The 16,011-nt window shown below is 65.6% G+C and carries 16 protein-coding genes; 5 read left to right on the top strand and 11 right to left on the bottom strand.

The genetic code is table 11. From position 1 onward, the window contains the following. Positions 1-8 precede the first annotated feature (8 nt). The 4 genes from FNV92_RS23430 to FNV92_RS23415 are packed head-to-tail and all read left to right on the top strand — an operon-like array spanning position 9 to position 3,868. Positions 9-950, top strand: coding sequence for an ABC transporter permease (locus FNV92_RS23430; RefSeq protein WP_015687165.1), 942 nt, complete (start codon positions 9-11; stop codon positions 948-950). Next, complete coding sequence (locus FNV92_RS23425) at positions 947-1,870, top strand: ABC transporter permease (protein ID WP_015687164.1); 924 nt, start codon at positions 947-949, stop codon at positions 1,868-1,870. Before FNV92_RS23430 ends, FNV92_RS23425 begins: the two co-directional genes overlap by 4 nt. A gap of 19 nt (positions 1,871-1,889) precedes the next feature. Beyond that, on the top strand, positions 1,890-2,879 hold the full coding sequence (locus FNV92_RS23420; RefSeq protein WP_168213598.1) for an ABC transporter ATP-binding protein: 990 nt from the start codon (positions 1,890-1,892) through the stop codon (positions 2,877-2,879). Further along, positions 2,876-3,868 carry an ABC transporter ATP-binding protein gene (locus FNV92_RS23415; protein WP_143844377.1) on the top strand — a complete coding sequence of 331 codons (993 nt, stop codon included), beginning with the start codon at positions 2,876-2,878 and terminating at the stop codon, positions 3,866-3,868. The genes FNV92_RS23420 and FNV92_RS23415 overlap by 4 nt, the downstream gene beginning before the upstream one ends. Positions 3,869-4,047: 179 nt before the next feature. On the opposite strand, the gene FNV92_RS23410 is transcribed toward FNV92_RS23415, so the two are convergent. The 11 genes from FNV92_RS23410 to FNV92_RS23360 all read right to left on the bottom strand — a co-directional run bounded on the left by FNV92_RS23410 (position 4,048) and on the right by FNV92_RS23360 (position 14,922). Further along, positions 4,048-4,335 carry a YciI family protein gene (locus FNV92_RS23410; protein ID WP_015687161.1) on the bottom strand — a complete coding sequence of 96 codons (288 nt, stop codon included), beginning with the start codon at positions 4,333-4,335 and terminating at the stop codon, positions 4,048-4,050. Between the two features lie 77 nt (positions 4,336-4,412). Next, the gene (locus FNV92_RS23405) at positions 4,413-5,387 is read right to left on the bottom strand and encodes a sugar ABC transporter substrate-binding protein (protein ID WP_143844378.1); all 975 of its coding nucleotides are present in this window, start codon (positions 5,385-5,387) and stop codon (positions 4,413-4,415) included. A gap of 42 nt (positions 5,388-5,429) precedes the next feature. Beyond that, positions 5,430-6,407, bottom strand: a complete 978-nt coding sequence (locus tag FNV92_RS23400; protein WP_015687159.1) for an ABC transporter permease — start codon at positions 6,405-6,407, stop codon at positions 5,430-5,432. Then, complete coding sequence (locus FNV92_RS23395) at positions 6,404-7,354, bottom strand: ABC transporter permease (protein ID WP_015687158.1); 951 nt, start codon at positions 7,352-7,354, stop codon at positions 6,404-6,406. The genes FNV92_RS23400 and FNV92_RS23395 overlap by 4 nt, the downstream gene beginning before the upstream one ends. Continuing rightward, positions 7,347-8,873 carry a sugar ABC transporter ATP-binding protein gene (locus FNV92_RS23390; RefSeq protein WP_143844379.1) on the bottom strand — a complete coding sequence of 509 codons (1,527 nt, stop codon included), beginning with the start codon at positions 8,871-8,873 and terminating at the stop codon, positions 7,347-7,349. The genes FNV92_RS23395 and FNV92_RS23390 overlap by 8 nt, the downstream gene beginning before the upstream one ends. Next, positions 8,870-10,264 (bottom strand): FAD-linked oxidase C-terminal domain-containing protein, encoded by a 1,395-nt coding sequence (locus FNV92_RS23385; protein ID WP_143844380.1) that lies wholly within the window; start codon positions 10,262-10,264, stop codon positions 8,870-8,872. The genes FNV92_RS23390 and FNV92_RS23385 overlap by 4 nt, the downstream gene beginning before the upstream one ends. Before the next feature lie 58 nt (positions 10,265-10,322). Then, entirely contained in the window at positions 10,323-11,207 is an 885-nt protein-coding gene (locus tag FNV92_RS23380) for an intradiol ring-cleavage dioxygenase (protein ID WP_143844381.1), read from the bottom strand. A gap of 14 nt (positions 11,208-11,221) precedes the next feature. After that, on the bottom strand, positions 11,222-12,124 hold the full coding sequence (locus tag FNV92_RS23375) for an NAD(P)-dependent oxidoreductase (protein ID WP_143844382.1): 903 nt from the start codon (positions 12,122-12,124) through the stop codon (positions 11,222-11,224). Positions 12,125-12,144: 20 nt separating this feature from the next. After that, positions 12,145-13,518 carry an amidohydrolase family protein gene (locus FNV92_RS23370; RefSeq protein WP_143844383.1) on the bottom strand — a complete coding sequence of 458 codons (1,374 nt, stop codon included), beginning with the start codon at positions 13,516-13,518 and terminating at the stop codon, positions 12,145-12,147. 4 nt (positions 13,519-13,522) lie between these two features. Next, positions 13,523-14,602 (bottom strand): maleylacetate reductase, encoded by a 1,080-nt coding sequence (locus FNV92_RS23365; RefSeq protein WP_143844384.1) that lies wholly within the window; start codon positions 14,600-14,602, stop codon positions 13,523-13,525. Next, on the bottom strand, positions 14,599-14,922 hold the full coding sequence (locus tag FNV92_RS23360; protein WP_143844385.1) for a Dabb family protein: 324 nt from the start codon (positions 14,920-14,922) through the stop codon (positions 14,599-14,601). Before FNV92_RS23360 ends, FNV92_RS23365 begins: the two co-directional genes overlap by 4 nt. Positions 14,923-15,029: 107 nt before the next feature. Here FNV92_RS23360 and FNV92_RS23355 point away from each other — a divergent pair, with 107 nt between their 5' ends. Continuing rightward, a complete protein-coding gene (locus FNV92_RS23355) occupies positions 15,030-15,953 on the top strand; it encodes a LysR family transcriptional regulator (protein WP_015687150.1) in 924 nt (307 codons plus the stop codon). Positions 15,954-16,011 lie beyond the last annotated feature (58 nt).

Raw genomic sequence — 16,011 nt, 5'->3', positions numbered from 1 at the left:
GAAGCCAGATGCTCTCCTACATTCTCCGTCGCATCGTCTCGACTTTGCCGGTAATGGCGATCGTCGCGCTGTTCGTGTTCAGCCTGCTCTACATCGCGCCGGGGGATCCCGCCGTGGTGATTGCAGGCGATCAGGCGAGCCCGGAGGATGTGGAGCGCATTCGCCAGAGTCTCGGTCTCGACCGGCCGTTCCTGATCCAGTTCGGAAGCTGGGTCTGGCGCATCCTGCACGGCGATCTCGGCACCTCGATCTTCACCAACCTGCCGGTCTCCACGATGATCGGACAGCGTCTCGGGCCGACATTGTCGCTGATGATGGTGACGCTGCTGCTCACCATCGTGGTCGCGGTGCCGCTCGGCGTCGTGGCGGCATGGAAGGCGGGGAGCCTGATCGATCGTGTCATCATGGCGTTCGCCGTGTTCGGTTTCTCGCTGCCCGTCTTCGTCGTCGGCTACATCCTCGCCTACATCTTCGCGCTGGAGCTCGAATGGCTTCCGGTGCAGGGCTACACGCCGCTCTCGGAGGGGGTCTGGCCCTGGCTGCAAAACCTGATCCTGCCGGCGGTCGCGCTTGGCTGCGTCTACATCGCGCTGATCGCGCGCATCACCCGCGCCACCATGCTGGAAGTCTTGCAGCAGGACTATATCCGCACCGCCAAGGCGAAGGGCCTCGGGCAGGGCGGCATCCTGTTCGTTCATGCGCTGAAGAACGCAGCGGTGCCGATCGTCACCGTGATCGGGATCGGCATCGCACTGCTGATCGGCGGCGCGGTCGTCACGGAAAGCGTGTTCGCGATCCCCGGCCTCGGCCGTCTCACGATCGACGCGATCCTGCGCCGCGACTATCCCGTCATCCAGGGCATCGTTCTGCTGTTCAGCTTCGTCTACGTCCTCGTCAATCTGATGATCGACGTCGTCTATACTATCGTTGACCCGAGGATCCGCTATTGACCGACACGACCGTCAATCCGCAAGCGCTGCCGGCCGGCTTCGTCCTCGCACCGCAACTGCCGGAGATTCTTCGGCCCGTCGTGATCCGGCGCGGCTTCATCGGCCTCCTGCGCGGCCATCCCACCGTCGCGATCGGCGGCGCGCTGCTGCTCATCCTGGTCCTGATCGCAATCTTCGCGCCCTATCTCTGGACGGTCGATCCGACTGCGCTTGCGCCGGCAAAACGCACCCGCGCGCCGTCCGCTGCTTTCTGGTTTGGCTCCGATGTGCTTGGCCGCGACATCTATTCGCGCGTGCTCTACGGCGCGCGCGTCTCGCTCACGGTAGGTTTATCGGTCGCGATATTCGCGTCCGCGGCCGGTCTTGCCATCGGAATCGTCTCCGGCTTCGTCCGCTGGGCCGACGGCATCCTTATGCGCTTCATGGACGGATTGATGTCCATCCCGCCAATCCTGCTCGCGATCGCGCTGATGGCGCTGACGCGCGGCAGCGTCGGCAACGTCATTCTGGCCATCACCATCGCCGAGATCCCCCGTGTCTCGCGCCTCGTCCGCAGCGTGGTGCTGTCGCTGCGCGAGCAGCCCTATGTGGATGCTGCGGTCGCCTGCGGCACGCGCACGCCGATGATCATCCTGCGCCACATCCTGCCCAATACGCTGGCGCCGATGTTGGTGCAGGCAACTTACATTTGCGCCAGCGCCATGATCACCGAGGCCATCCTGTCCTTCATCGGCGCCGGCACGCCGCCGACCATTCCGTCCTGGGGCAACATCATGGCCGAAGGCCGCGCGCTGTGGCAGGTCAAGCCCTACATCGTGTTCTTCCCGGCGGCGTTCCTGTCCGTCACCGTGCTTGCCGTGAATCTGCTCGGCGACGGCCTCCGCGATGCGCTCGATCCGCGCATGGCCAAGAGCCTCTGATGATGCGGGGCTGATCGCGATGGCATTGCTCGAAGTCGAGAACCTGCAGACCCATTTTCGGACGCCCAGCGGCATCAACCGCGCGGTCGACGGGGTATCCTTCCACGTCAACGAGGGCGAGACGCTCGCCATCGTCGGCGAATCCGGCTGCGGCAAGTCGGTGACCTCGATGTCGCTGATGCGGCTGATCCCCGAGCCGCCGGGCAGGATCGCGGGTTCCATCCGCTTTGCGGGGAAGGACCTGTTGCAACTGTCCGACCGCGAGATGCGCGCCATCCGCGGCAACGATATCTCGATGATCTTCCAGGAACCGATGACGAGCCTCAATCCGGTCCTGACCGTCGGCCGTCAGATCCGGGAGACGCTGATGATCCATCAGGGCCTGGACAAGGTCGCCGCCGAAGCCCACGCGGTCGAGATGCTGACCCTGGTCGGCATTCCCGAGCCGAAGCGGCGGGTGCGCGAATATCCGCACCAGCTCTCCGGCGGCATGCGCCAGCGCGTGATGATCGCGATTGCGCTCGCCTGCAATCCAAAACTCCTGATCGCGGACGAGCCGACCACCGCGCTCGACGTGACCATCCAGGCGCAGATCCTGAAGCTGATGCTCGACCTCAAGAGCCGGGTCGGCGCCGCGATCATCCTGATCACCCACGATCTCGGCGTCGTGGCCGAGATCGCCGAGCGCGTCATGGTCATGTATGCCGGCCGCAAGGTCGAGGAGGCGCCGGTGGCCGAGCTGTTCCGCTCGCCGCGCCATCCCTACACGCAGGGTCTGCTCGGCGCCGTGCCGCGGCTCGGCTCGTCGCTGGCCGGCACCGCGCGACGTCTGGCCGAAATCCCCGGGCAAGTGCCGGATCTCAGGAAGCCGATCGTCGGGTGCGTCTTCGCCGGGCGCTGCGCGCTCGCGACCGACCTGTGCCGCCAATATGCTCCGGGCCTCGAAGAGAAGGCGCCTCGTCACGTCGCCGCCTGCCATTATTCCGCCAAGGGGGCCATCGCGGCATGAGTCCTCCGCTGCTCCAGGTCAACGACCTCAAGAAGCATTTTCCCGTCAACAAGGGCCTGTTCGGCCGCAAGTCCGAATGGGTCTATGCGGTGGACGGCGTGTCGTTCGAGATCGCGCGCGGCGAGACGCTGTCGCTGGTCGGCGAATCCGGCTGCGGAAAGTCGACAGTCGGCCGCGCGATCTTGCGGCTGTTCGACATCACCTCGGGTCAGGTCATTCTCGACGGCCAGCGGATCGACGACGCCGCGCCGAGCACGATGCGCCAGATGCGCCGCCGCGTGCAGGTCGTGTTCCAGGATCCGTTCTCCAGCCTCAACCCGCGCATGCGCGTGCGCGACATCCTGGCCGAGCCGATCCGCAATTTCGGCCTCGCCAAATCCGCCATCGATCTCGAAACGCGCGTGACGGCGCTGATGGACACCGTGCGCCTGCCGCGCGAGGCGCTCAACCGCCGGCCGCACGAATTCTCCGGCGGCCAACGCCAGCGCATCGGCATCGCGCGGGCGCTTGCGGCCGAGCCCGAGCTGATCGTCTGCGACGAGGCGGTCTCGGCGCTCGACGTTTCGGTCAAGGCGCAGATCGTCAATCTGTTGCAGGATCTCCAGCGCGAGTTCGGCCTGGCGCTGCTGTTCATCAGCCACGATCTCGCAATCGTCGAGCACATGACCCACCGCGTCGCGGTGATGTATCTCGGCAAGATCGTCGAGGTGGCGCCGCGCTTCGAAATCTTTGCCGCGCCAAAGCACCCCTACACCAAGGCGCTGCTCTCGGCGGTGCCGCTGCCGGAGCCCGGGGCCCAGCGCAATCCGATCATCCTCAAGGGCGACGTGCCGAGCCCGATCAACCCGCCGAGCGGGTGCCGTTTCCACACCCGTTGCCCCTACGTGTTCGATCGCTGCCGGACGGAGGAGCCGACGCTGCGCGCGGCTGCACCCGAGCAGTGGGTGGCCTGTCACCTCGAAGACGGTGTGCCGGCGACAGCTGCATAGCTGCTGCGCCAGCGGCCAAGAGGCCGGATGGAGGGGCGGGGCGACAATCGGGCGATGGTGCCAATATGCCCCTGTTTTGCCCGACGGGTCAAAGTCCGCGCGCAGCTAAAATTCGCAAGTCAAAGCAACCTCGTTCTACTGTGCATGGGGTTGTTTTCGCGTCTTGGCTTGAGCCGGCCTCAACCCTGGCGGCGCAGGAAGCCGGTGATCGTGACTTTTTCCCAGATACCCGCCGCCGCAAAGGGATCGGCACGGTTGAAGGCTTCGACTTCGCTGCGCCCGGGCGCTTCGATCAGGAACAGGCTGCCGATCATGGTCGCGCCGTCGTCGGAGACCAGCGGTCCCGACATCACGATCTTGACGCCGAAGCGCGAGGTGTCGCTCAGGAAAGCCTTGTGCGCGTCGTAATTGGCGAGCCGGGTCGGCAGCGCGCCGGCGCGGTCGAGGGCGTGAATGGCGAACAGCATGGTGGTCTCCGTTGATGTCTTTCGTTTTCTTGGGACGGCCGCCAAGGCGGCCGTCCGTACTTGCGTGACTGACTGGCTTACTTGCCGCCGAGCTTGCCGGCTTCTTCGAAGGTCGGGCAGATGCGCTGCTCCAGCGGCACGTCGAACGGTTGGTAGTTGTCCTTGGTGATGACGGTCGGCTTCAGCACGATCTCGCTGATGACAGGCTGGCCGCGCAAGGAGCGGATCGCCATCATGGTCCCGAGGCAGCCCTGCGCAAATCCGTTGTAGTCGCCGCTGGCGAGCAGCTTGCCGGACTTGATCGCGTCGATCGCCTCCTTGGTGCCGTTGATGCCGATCACCTGCGCCTTGCGATTGGCGCCGTCGAGCGCCTCGATCGCGCCGACTGCCATGGCGTCGTTGGCAGCTAACACGCCGTCGATCTGCGCGTTCGACTGCATCAGGTTCTCCATCACCTGGAGTGCCTGCAGCCGCTGGTAGTTGCCGGGCTGCGAGGCCAGCAGCTTGGCGCCCGCGTTTTCCTTCAGGGCGTCGTTGAAGCCGCGCACGCGGTCGACATTGGTCAGCGAGCCCTTGACGCCCTCGATGATGACGATGTTGCCCTTGTCGCCCAGCGTCTTGAGCAGGAAGCGCGCGGTCTCGAGCCCGAGGCTGTAATCGTCGGCGCCGATGAAGGAGAGGAACTTGCCGCCGGCGGAGCGGTCGGTGATGTTGACGACCGGGATCTTGGCTTCGTTGATCTTCTCGACGCCCGGCACCATCGCCTTGTAGTCGACCGGCGTGAAGACGATCGCGCTCGGCTTCTTCACCACCACGTCCTCGATCTGGCTAAGCTGCTCGGGAATCGAGTCCGGCTTGGTCGGGATGTATTGCAGCGTCTTGGCGTTCAGCACCTTCGCCATGTTGTCGGCGCCGACCCGCACCGTCTGGAAGAACGGATTGGTCTGGTTCTTGGTGAAGACGGCGATGGTCTCGCCGTCGGCGCGCGCCTGCGTGGTGAACGCGGCCGCCATCAACAGCGGTAGCGCCAGATAACCCAGTTTATGTTTCATGTTGCCTCCATCCCTCGTTTTGCTTGTTGGTCGTCCAGGAACTCATTGCGCGCGGCGGCGGGTCTTCATGTCGAGCCAGACCGCGAGAATGACGATGATGCCGGTCACCAGCGGCTGCCAGTTGGCGCTGACTGAGAGCAAATTCATGCCGTTCAGCACCAGTGTCAGGATCAGCGCGCCGATGAAGGTGCCGAACACCGTGCCGACGCCGCCGAACAGCGAGGTGCCGCCGATCAGCACGGCCGCGATCGCCGGCAGCGTCAGGCTCTCGCCGATGTCGGCCTCCGCGGAATTGAGCCGCGACAGGAAGATGATCGAGGCGAGCCCCGCCATCGTGCCGGAGACGGCATAGACCAGCAGCAGGCGGCGCGCGACCGGGATGCCGGAGAGCCGCGCCGCGACCGGATTGGCGCCGATCGCATAGATCTCCTGGCCCCAGATCGTGCGCTGGGCAAACAGCGTCCCGATGCCCAAAAACACCAGCAGCAGATAGACCGGGATCGGCAGGCCGAACAGATAGCCGCTGCCGATCTGGCGGAATCCGGCGGGGAAACCGTGGAGGGTTTCGCCCGCCATGTACCAGTAGGTGAGGCCGTTCAGCACCCAGAGCATGCCATAGGTGGCGATGAAGGAGGGGATGCGCAGGGCCGTGACCATCACCCCGTTGAGCAGCCCGACGATGCCGCCGCAGGCAAGCCCGGCGAGGATGCCGAGCGCCGGCGAGCCGGTCTTGTGGATCACGGTGCCGGCGATGCAGGCGGACAGGGCGACATTGGCGCCGACCGAGAGATCGAGGCCAGCGGTCAGCACCACCAGCGTCAGGCCGGAGGCGATGAAGAAGGTCAGGCTCGCCTGCCTGAGCACGTTGAGGATGTTGCCGAGGCTCAGGAAGGAATCGCTGAGCACGGCGAGCACCGCGCAGATCAAGAGCGCCGCGAGCAGGCGGTAGAACACCTGGATCGCGTCCTGCGACAGGAAGGAGCGGGGCGGCATCATCGCCTCTTTGGTGATGTCGGTCATGCGCGGCTCCGGAGGCCGTCGAGGAACAGCGCGACGATGACGAGGACGCCGACGCTTGCGACCTGCACCGAGGACGGCAGCGAGATCAGGTTCAGCCCGTTGCGCAACACCCCGACGGAAAGGACGCCGAGCAGGGTACCGAGCAGCCAGCCATTGCCGCGCTCGAACGAGGTGCCGCCGACCGCGACGGCCGCGATGGCGTCGAATTCGAGGCCGAGGCCGGCGGTGGGGTGGCCGGAATTCATCCGCGCGGTCATCAGCAGGCCGGCGATGCCTGCCATGGCACCGCCGATCGCATAGACCGCGATCAGCAGCCTGTTCGGCGAGAGGCCGGCATAGCGCAGCGCCTCGCGGTTGCCGCCCAGCGCAAAGATGTAGGTGCCGAAGCGGGTGTGATAGAGCAGGCCGTGAAATGCCGCGTAGGTCACCAGTGCCATCACGATCGGCACGGGAACACCGAGCAGCGTGGCCGAATAGATGTCGCGCACGCTGTGGGGGATGCCGACCACGCTCTGGCCGTCGCTGATGATCAGCGACAGGCCCTGCGCCATGCCGAGCGTGCCGAGCGTCGCCACGAAGGGCGGAATGCCGACGATGGCGACCAGCCAGCCGTTGGCGAAGCCGAAGGCCGTGCCGACCAGCAGGCCGGCGCCGAGGCCCAGCAGCATCGACTTGGTCGCGAGCGACACGATGGCGACGCAGAGCGAAGTCAGCGTCAGCACCGCGCCCATCGACAGGTCCAGCCCTTCGGTCATGATGATCAGCGTCATCGGCAGCGCCAGCATCGTCAGGATGGTCGACTGCACCAGCACGTTGGAGAGATTCGCGACCGACAGGAAGCCGGGTGCGATTGCGCCAAACAGCGCGATCAGGAGCACGAGCACGATGGCAACGCCGGGGATGCGCTGCAGCGGGTTGGGTTGCGAGACGATTGCGGCCTCACGCATGATGCATCCCCAGTCGCACGATGTTCTCCTCGGTCAGTTCGTTGCGCGTCAGGTGCCCGGCGATGCGGCCCTCGCGCATCACATAGGCGCGATCGCAGACATGGCAGATTTCGATCTGCTCGGATGAGATCATCAGGGCCGCGGCGCCTTCGGCGACGAGACGATCGATCAGGGCAAAAATCTCGGACTTGGCACCGATGTCGATGCCGCGGGTCGGCTCGTCGAAAATGAAGAGCTTCGAGCCGGCCGCCAGCCACTTGCCGATCACGACTTTCTGCTGGTTGCCGCCCGAGAGCAGGCCGACGGTCTGGCGCGCGCTGGGCGTCGCGATCCTGAGCTGCCGGATCAGGCCGTCGGCGGTGCGCTGGGCGCTGCGCTGGTCGAACAGGCCGCTCGGGAACAGCTTTCGCAGCGCCGAGACCACCAGATTGTCGCTCACCGACCGCAGCAGCGCGAGGCCCTCGCTCTTGCGGCTCTCCGGGATCAGGGCGATGCCGCGGCGCGCGGCCAGATCAGGCTCGCCGGACATGGTCTTGCCGTCGAAGATGATCTCGCCGGCGCTCACGGGATCGGCGCCGAAGATGGCGCGCGCGACCTCGCTGCGGCCGGAGCCGACCAAACCGCACAGGCCGACGATCTCGCCCCGTCGCACCTCGATGTTGATGTCGGAGATGCCGCTTGGGGAACTCAAGCCCTTGACCTCGAGCAGCAGCTCGCCGGGCTTGTCGGCAAAGTTGCGCGGATAGGTCATGTCGACGTTGCGGCCGACCATCATGCGGACGAGCTGGTCCGGGGTGACGTCGGCAGGTTTGACGCCGTCGATGCGGCGGCCATCGCGCAGCACCGTGATGCGGTCGCCGAGCGCGAACACCTCGGCCATGCGGTGCGAGATGTAGACGATGGACACGCCATCGGCCTTCAGCCGCGCGATCAGTGCGAACAGCAGCTCGGTCTCGCGGTCGGATAGCGCCGCGGTCGGCTCGTCCATCACGAGGATGCGCGCGTTCTGGCTGATCGCCTTGGCGATCTCGACCATCTGCTGCTGGGCGACGCCGAGCTTGTCGACGGTGGTGGAGGGATCGATCTCGAAGCCGATCGTATCAAGCACACGCCTGGCATCGGCCAGGATCTTGCGGCGGTCGATGGTGCCGGGGATGCGGCCTTTCGGCTCGCGGCCGAGGAAGATGTTCTGGGCGATATCGAGGTGGGGGACCAGCGAGAATTCCTGGAAGATCACGGCAATGCCGAGCTTCTGCGCATCCGCTGTCGATGAGATATCGACCTTATCGCCCCTGTAGTAGAACTCGCCGGAATCGGCGCGATAGGCGCCGCACAGCACCTTCATCAGGCTCGACTTGCCGGCGCCGTTCTCCCCGAGCAGCATGTGCACTTCGCCGGGAAAGACGGAAAAGGACACGTCATCCAGCGCCTTGACGCCGGGGAACTCCTTGCTGATGCCGCGCAGCTCCAGCAGCGGCGCAGGTAACGCGGTCTCGATGGCCAACGCAGCATTGCTCATGCGCGCGCTCCGCTCGCAAAGATCTTCCCGGGGTTCATCAGTCCATCGGGATCGAGTGCCGTCTTGATCGACCGCATCACGTCGACGGCCTCGCCGAGCTCGTCGGTGAGATAGTCGATCTTGCCGATCCCGATGCCGTGCTCGCCGGTGCAGGTGCCGTCCATCGCAATGGCGCGGGCGACCATGCGGGCCTGCAGGGCCTTGGCACCTTCGGTTTCCTCGGGCCTGGCCGGGTCGATCAGGATCAGCATGTGGAAATTGCCGTCGCCGACATGGCCCACGATCGGCGCGGTAAAGCCGTGCTCGTCCGCATCGCGCCGCGTCTCGGTCAGGCATTCGGCCAGCCGCGAGATCGGCACGCAGACATCGGTGATCACGGCGCGCGCGCCAGGTCGCAAGCCGAGGCCGGCATAGAGCGTATTGTCGCGGGCGTGCCAGAGCCGGCTGCGGTCTTCCGGTGCCTTGGCCCAGGCAAAGCCATGACCGCCATGGTCGGCGGCGATCGCCTGTGCGGCCTCGGCCTGCTCGGCGACGGAGCTCTCGGAGCCGTGGAATTCGAAGAACAGGGTTGGGGCCTCGCGATAGCCGAGCTTGGCGTAGGCGTTGATGCCGCGCATCATGACGTCGTCGAGCAACTCGATGCGCGCCACGGGGATCGCGGACTGGATCACGGAGATCGCGGTGTCGACCGCGTTGTGCAGCGTATCGAAGCTGCAGACCGCAGCCGAGATCGCCTGCGGCACGGGATGCACCTTCAGCGTGATCTCGGTGATGACACCGAGCGTTCCCTCCGCGCCCACGAACATGCGCGTCAGATCGTAGCCGGCAGCCGATTTGCGCGCGCGCCTCGCGGTGCGGATCACGCGGCCGTCGGCCAGCACCACCTCCAGCGCCATGACATTGTCCTTCATGGTGCCGTAGCGCACCGCCATGGTTCCGGATGCGCGCGTCGAGGCCATGCCGCCGATCGAGGCATCGGCGCCAGGATCGATCGGGAAGAACAGGCCGGTGCCGCGCAGCTCGGCATTGAGCTGCTTGCGCGTGATGCCGGGCTGCACCACGACGTCCATGTCGCTGTCGTGCAAATTGAGTACCTTGTTCATGCGCGCGAAGTCGAAGCAGACGCCGCCGGCAACCGCGGCTGCATTGCCTTCAAGCGACGTGCCTGCGCCGAACGGGACGATCGGCATGCCGGCGCCGGCGCACAGTTTGACGATCTCAGCGACTTCCTGAGTCGTCTCCGGGAAGACGACGATGTCGGGCGGCAAGTTGCGATAGTGCGACTCGCTCTGCCCATGCTGGTCGAGCAAGCCGCGCGCAACGCTCGCGCGCGGACCGATCATGCCGGTGAGGCGTTCGGCCAATGTGCTCGTGTTGACCCGCGGTCCCATCCCTAACTCCCGTCTGCTCCCTGTCGCCGGACTCTTGTTCGGTCCGTCGCCGTCCAGTCTAGGCGGCTCTTGCGTTGCTCGCGAGCTGCTTCAGGCCGAAATCGTAATTGAGGTGAAAATAGTCGCGCTCCACCATGCGACCATCCGGCGCACGGCCGGCAGAATGCCGGACGAATTCGCGGATCAGGCTGTCCTTGACGCCGAACACCACGTCGCTGTCGAGATATTGGTCGCCGGCGACGAACACGTGCGTGACGAGTTGCTCGAAGCCTGGCGCCGAGATCATGAAGTGGACATGCGCAGGGCGCCAGGGATGACGGCCCTGAACCTCCAGCATCTCGCCGACCGGGCCGTCATGCGGGATCGGATAAGCGGCAGGCTTGATCGACCAGAAATGGAAGCGGCCGTTGCCATCGGTGTGGAAGCGGGCGCGCATCGCGAGATCGCCGATGTCGTCGAGCTGCTGTACGTCGTAATAGCCGTCGTCGTCGGAATGCCAGACGTCGACGGTGGCGCCTACGAGCGGTTGGCCGTCGACGGTCGAGACGGAGCCAGTGACCAGCATCGGATCACCTTCCATCGGGCCCGAGATATCGGCGCCGCTATCCTTCTCGGGCGCGGCCTGGACGAAGAACGGGCCAAGCACCGTGGTCTCGGTCGCGCCCTCCGGCACGGGATGGTTGATCGCATCCACCAGCATGGAGACACCCAGCGCATCCGACAGCAGGATGAACTCCTGGCGCTTGTCGTCGCACATGTGGCCGGTGCGGGTCAGGAAGTCGATGCCGTATTCCCATTCCTTCTGGGTCGGCCGCACCTCGCGGACGAAGGCATGGAGATGGCGCACCAGTGCCTCGCTTACCTGCTTGATGCGCGGATCGGTTGCGTCCTTGATCCTCTCCAGCACCGCGTCGGTAATCGTGTTTTCGTCGAAGTTGCGCATCTATGTCTCCGCGATCAGAATTTGGGTTCGCCAAGCCCGGACAGCCGTTCCAGGTGCTTGACGGTCGCGATGAAGTCGGCGTCGCCGTCGCCCTGCGCCACCAGCGAGCCGTAGGTCTCGCGCACTTGGGCGGCGAGCTGGAGCGGCACGCCAACGGCATGGCCAGCGCCGAGAATGAGGTCGAGATCCTTGGCCATCTGCTTGCAGGAGAAGGTCGACTCGAAATCGCGGTTGCGCAGCGGTGCGGTCTTGTATTTCACCATGGGCGAGGCCACGGCGCTGTCGTCGAGCACCTTCAGAATATCCTGCCAGGCGATGCCGCCCTTGCGCGCGAGCGCCAGGCTCTCCGCCATCATCGCGGCGGATACCGCGATCATCAGATTGACCGAGAGTTTTGCGTAGCGCGCTTCCTCGGCGGGCCCGAGATAAGTCTGGGCGCGGGTGAAGGCTGCGAACAGCGGCTTCGCGTTCTCGAAGGCGTCCTTCGGCCCTGACACGAAGCAGGTCAGCGCGCCGGTGTGGACGATGCTGGCGTTCCCGGAGACCGGCGAGCGCAGATAGGCAATTCCGCGCGCCTGCCCGGCGGCCGCAACTTCGGCGGACGCCTCGACGCTCACGGTGCTGGTCTCGATCAAGACGGCTCCGGGCGCCATCGCGGCGATCAGCCCGGTCGGGCCGAGTAGGGCGCCGCGCAAGGCCGCGTCATCGGGCAGGGACGTGATGACCGCAGCCTTGCCGCTGACAGCTTCCGCCGGCGATGCTGCGATTGAGATGCCTTGCGCCCGCGCTTCGCTGATCCGCGCCGCGTTCTGATCGAACGCGGTGACGGCATAGCCGGCCTTGGCGACGAGGGCCGACATCGGCAGGCCCATCTTGCCGATCCCGATGAAAGCGACGTTCGTTGATGCGTCTGTCATTGCTGTTGTCCGTTGGCCGCTCAGGCGGCGCGTCCCTGTCGTTCGATGTCCTGCACCAACCGCCGGCCGGATTGCGCCAGCAGCTCTTTCTTCGCTTCCAGCCCCTCGACCAGCAACCGGCTGTTCCGCTTCTTCCAGGCGCCGCCGATCATGACGGCCTCGATATTGGCAAGGCCCGTCTGCATCACGACGGTCGCGACGGGATCGTGCACCGGGACAAGGTTGAGATCGGACGCATTGATGACGACGAGGTCGGCGAGCTTGCCCGGCGTCAGAGATCCGATCTGGTCCTCGCGGCCGAGCATGCGGGCGCCTTCCGTCGTGATCCAGCGTAGCGCTTCCCGAACGGGGATCGTGGTCGTCGCCGGAATGGTGCCGCTCTCTTTACGCGACTCCGCATTGTCGAGTGCCCGCTGCATCGACAGTGCGATGCGGGCAACGCCGAAGAGGTCGCCGGCCAGCACGGACTCCAGATCAATGCCGATCGTCGGCCGCACGCCGCGCTTGAGCAGCCGCCCGGTGATCGGAAAACCATGCCCCTGGATCATCTCATTCTCAGGCGTCACCGAGAACGACACGCCGAGATCGACCAGCCTGTCGAGGAGATCGTCGGGCAGGTCGTTGCCATGGACGATGTTGGCGCCGGGGCCGACCAGGCCGGCCTCGATCAGCTTCTCCCAGCCCCCCGGCGTCTTGGCCGGACCGCCGCCCTGATGCATCGATGCGATCAGCTTCAGCTCCCGCGCCAGGCGGAAATCGTGCATGGCGACGTCGAGCGTCGAATAATGCGGGCCAAGGATGGCAAGCCCGAGCGTGACGAGGCCATCGCGGTCGGCGAGGGGGCCCGCCAGCAGCCGTTCGATCTCGCGGCGCGGATGCGGAACCTCGGAGAAATGCGGCTCGCCTGGCTTCGGCTCGGGCTTCGGCGAGCCGTGGAAGAAGGCGCCGCGGATGCCGCTTTCGATCAGGCCGCGCACGGCCGCGTCGGTGTGATCGGGTGTCGGATTGTTGTGGCACCAGTCGACCAGCGTGGTCGTGCCGCAATTGATCTGGTTGAGCGCGCCGACCAGCGTCGCAATGTGGATGTCCTCCGGTCGGAACACGGTCGCGAGCCCGGCATGCATGTGGCGGAAATATTCCAGCAACGTCCAGTTGGCGGCATAGCCGCGCAAGCCGGTCTGCCAGGTGTGCATATGCGCATTGATCAGGCCGGGGATGACGATGCGGCCTTTGCCGTCGACGATCTCGGTCTCGCTCGCACCGCTCCCGAGCTCGATCGACGGACGCACGTCGACGATGCGGCTGCCCTCGATCAGCACATCGCCGGTATTGAGATCGCCGATCGCGTCATCCATGCTGATGACCGTGGCGGATTTGATCAGCGTGCGCTGCATCTCTTCATGCCGCCGCTTTGATGGCAACCGGCGGCTCGCCGGCCCAGGCGCGCGCAATAAGGTCGCGGATGGCGCCCCGCTCGAGCGGGCGCGGATTCCAGTAGGCATTGGTGACGGCGAGATCGGCTGCCTTGTCGATGCCGCTCTCGGGCATGCCGATGTCGCGCAGGGCCAGCCTGGCGCCCAGCCGTTTCGCGAGGTCGAAGAGTCCCTGCGAGGCATCGGCCGCGCCGATCGCACGCGAGATCCGCGCCATCGCATCGGGCACGGCCGGTGCGTTGTACGCCAGCGCATGCGGCAGCACGATGGTGTGGGTTTCCGCATGCGGCAGATCGAACGTGCCGCCGAGTGTATGGCAGAGCTTGTGATGCAGCGCCATGCCGACCGTGCCGAGGCAGACCCCGCACAGCCAGGCCCCATAGAGCGCCTCGGTGCGGGCCTCGCGGTCGTCACTCTTTAAGGCAATGGCGGGCAGGGCGCGGGCCAAGGCCCGGATGCCTTCTTCCGCCATCAGCGATGTCACGGGATTGGTGTCGCGCGCGTAAAGCGCTTCCACCGCATGGGCTATCGCGTTGATGCCGGACGTTGCGGCGAGGCTGGCCGGCAGCGTCAGGGTGAGATCGACATCGTAGATCACGGTCTCCGGAAGCACGGCCGCGTCGCGCACCGTGGTCTTCAGGCCGTTATCGGTCTGGCCGAGGATCGGCGTCATCTCCGAGCCGGCATAGGTGGTGGGAATGCAGAGCTGGTTGACGCCGGTGCGCAAGGCGAGCGCCTTGCCGAGGCCGGTCGTGGAGCCGCCGCCGAGCGAGACCACGCAGTCGACCTCGCACCCCTTCATCGCCGCGAGCGCGCGCTCCGTGACCTCGACCGGGGTGTGCATGGTCGCGCCGGGAAAAATGCCGGCATAGAGCGGGCCGAGCGCGGCTCCCAGGCTCTTGCCTTGTGCCTCCTGCTGCGGCGTCGTCAGCACCAGGGCGCGCTTGCCGCCGAGCCGCTCCACCTCGGCCCTAGCCGAGGCCAGCGTTCCGCTGCCGAACACGACACGGCAGGGCAGGTTTTCGAAGGTGAACGAACCGATCATGCGCCGGTCTCTTTGATGGGATAATCGACCTGGAAGCGTCCGATCCGCAAGTCGCCCAGCGCCTCGCGGACACGCAAATGCTCAGGGTGGGTGGCGTAGGCCGCCAGCGCGGCGTGGTCGGTGAATTCGGAGAACAGAACGACATCGCAGGCGTAGTCGACATCGCTGACGTCGACACCGACTTCAATATGGGTGAGGCCGTCGATCCGGCCGCGCAGGCCTTCGAACAGGGTCTTGACCTTGACCCGGGCCGCGGCGCGCTCATCCGGGGTCTCCCCGCGTAGCCGCCACATCACGATGTGCCTGATCGGGCCCGACATTTCCTGATTTCCTCGCCTGCCATTGTGCTTTGTTGGCGCTATTTTGCCTTGCGGAAAGTGGAAATAAAGACCAAAATTTGTAAGTCTCTTTTCCGATTTGTGAAAAAATGGACCGACTGCTCCAACTCGAAGTCTTCTCCAGAACCGCTGAGCTCGGCAGCCTGTCCAAGGCCGCCGATACGCTGCGGATGTCGAACGCGGCTGCCAGCCGCCATCTCAGCGCGCTGGAGGAGCGGCTTGCGGTCCGGCTGATCGAGCGCAACACGCGCCGGCAATGGCTGACCGAAGCGGGGCAGGAGCTGTTGCAGCGCTGCAGCCCGCTCCTGAACGAGCTGGCCGAAGCCGAAGACGCCGTCTCCGACCGAGCGCTGTCGCCGAAGGGCATGCTGCGGGTGACGAGCTCGCTGTCCTTCGCGATGATCTATCTCGCGCCGATGCTGCCGGCCTTCCGCGCGCTCTATCCTGATCTCAGCGTGCAGATCACCAGCGCAAACCGCTATCTGGACTTCATCGAAGCCGGCATCGACGTGGCGATCCGCACGCGCGAGCAGGAACCGGATTCCAACATCATCGTCCGCCGCATCGGCCAGATGCATCGCGTGCTCGCGGCTGCCCCGTCCTATCTGGAGAAGCACGGACGGCCGGAGCATCCCGCCGATCTCGCCCGCCACAACATGCTGATCTACAATCTCGCCAACGATCCCTATTCGCTGCGCCTGAGCCAGGGGGGTGCAACGCAGACGATCCGGATCGCACCGACGCTCGACAGCAATGACGGTCAGATCATCTGCGGCGCTGCGCGTGCCGGTCTCGGCATCCTGATCCAGCCGCTCTACATTGTGCAGAGCGATATCGCGGCCGGCCGTCTGGTGCCCGTGCTGATGGGTTGGGAGCTGCCGCTGCTCACCATGAACATCGCCTATCAGAACCGCGTCCGGCTGCCCGCCAAGATCAGGGTGTTTTCCGATTTTCTCGTCAGCCACATCCGGGAGCATTCAGAGCCGGGAATATGGATCGACGCGACAAAGTGATGGGCAGACGGAGTTCCGGGTGCCCCTGACCGCACTGCACAGTTTTGCTACACGTCGG

Origin of the sequence: Bradyrhizobium cosmicum (assembly GCF_007290395.2) — a bacterium.
Lineage (GTDB): Bacteria > Pseudomonadota > Alphaproteobacteria > Rhizobiales > Xanthobacteraceae > Bradyrhizobium > Bradyrhizobium cosmicum.
The sequence above is the reverse complement of the archived record's forward strand: the minus strand, read 5'-3'. Positions and strand labels throughout refer to the sequence as shown.

Excerpts from the sequence above, each read along its gene's own strand:
- FNV92_RS23430 (WP_015687165.1), top strand. The coding sequence starts at position 9 with ATGCTCTCCTACATTCTCCGTCGCATCGTCTCGACTTTGCCGGTAATG.
- FNV92_RS23420 (WP_168213598.1), top strand. The coding sequence starts at position 1,890 with ATGGCATTGCTCGAAGTCGAGAACCTGCAGACCCATTTTCGGACGCCC.
- FNV92_RS23415 (WP_143844377.1), top strand. The coding sequence starts at position 2,876 with ATGAGTCCTCCGCTGCTCCAGGTCAACGACCTCAAGAAGCATTTTCCC.
- FNV92_RS23410 (WP_015687161.1), bottom strand. The coding sequence starts at position 4,335 with ATGCTGTTCGCCATTCACGCCCTCGACCGCGCCGGCGCGCTGCCGACC.
- FNV92_RS23405 (WP_143844378.1), bottom strand. The coding sequence starts at position 5,387 with ATGAAACATAAACTGGGTTATCTGGCGCTACCGCTGTTGATGGCGGCC.
- FNV92_RS23400 (WP_015687159.1), bottom strand. The coding sequence starts at position 6,407 with ATGACCGACATCACCAAAGAGGCGATGATGCCGCCCCGCTCCTTCCTG.
- FNV92_RS23395 (WP_015687158.1), bottom strand. The coding sequence starts at position 7,354 with ATGCGTGAGGCCGCAATCGTCTCGCAACCCAACCCGCTGCAGCGCATC.
- FNV92_RS23390 (WP_143844379.1), bottom strand. The coding sequence starts at position 8,873 with ATGAGCAATGCTGCGTTGGCCATCGAGACCGCGTTACCTGCGCCGCTG.
- FNV92_RS23385 (WP_143844380.1), bottom strand. The coding sequence starts at position 10,264 with ATGGGACCGCGGGTCAACACGAGCACATTGGCCGAACGCCTCACCGGC.
- FNV92_RS23380 (WP_143844381.1), bottom strand. The coding sequence starts at position 11,207 with ATGCGCAACTTCGACGAAAACACGATTACCGACGCGGTGCTGGAGAGG.
- FNV92_RS23375 (WP_143844382.1), bottom strand. The coding sequence starts at position 12,124 with ATGACAGACGCATCAACGAACGTCGCTTTCATCGGGATCGGCAAGATG.
- FNV92_RS23370 (WP_143844383.1), bottom strand. The coding sequence starts at position 13,518 with ATGCAGCGCACGCTGATCAAATCCGCCACGGTCATCAGCATGGATGAC.
- FNV92_RS23365 (WP_143844384.1), bottom strand. The coding sequence starts at position 14,602 with ATGATCGGTTCGTTCACCTTCGAAAACCTGCCCTGCCGTGTCGTGTTC.
- FNV92_RS23360 (WP_143844385.1), bottom strand. The coding sequence starts at position 14,922 with ATGTCGGGCCCGATCAGGCACATCGTGATGTGGCGGCTACGCGGGGAG.
- FNV92_RS23355 (WP_015687150.1), top strand. The coding sequence starts at position 15,030 with ATGGACCGACTGCTCCAACTCGAAGTCTTCTCCAGAACCGCTGAGCTC.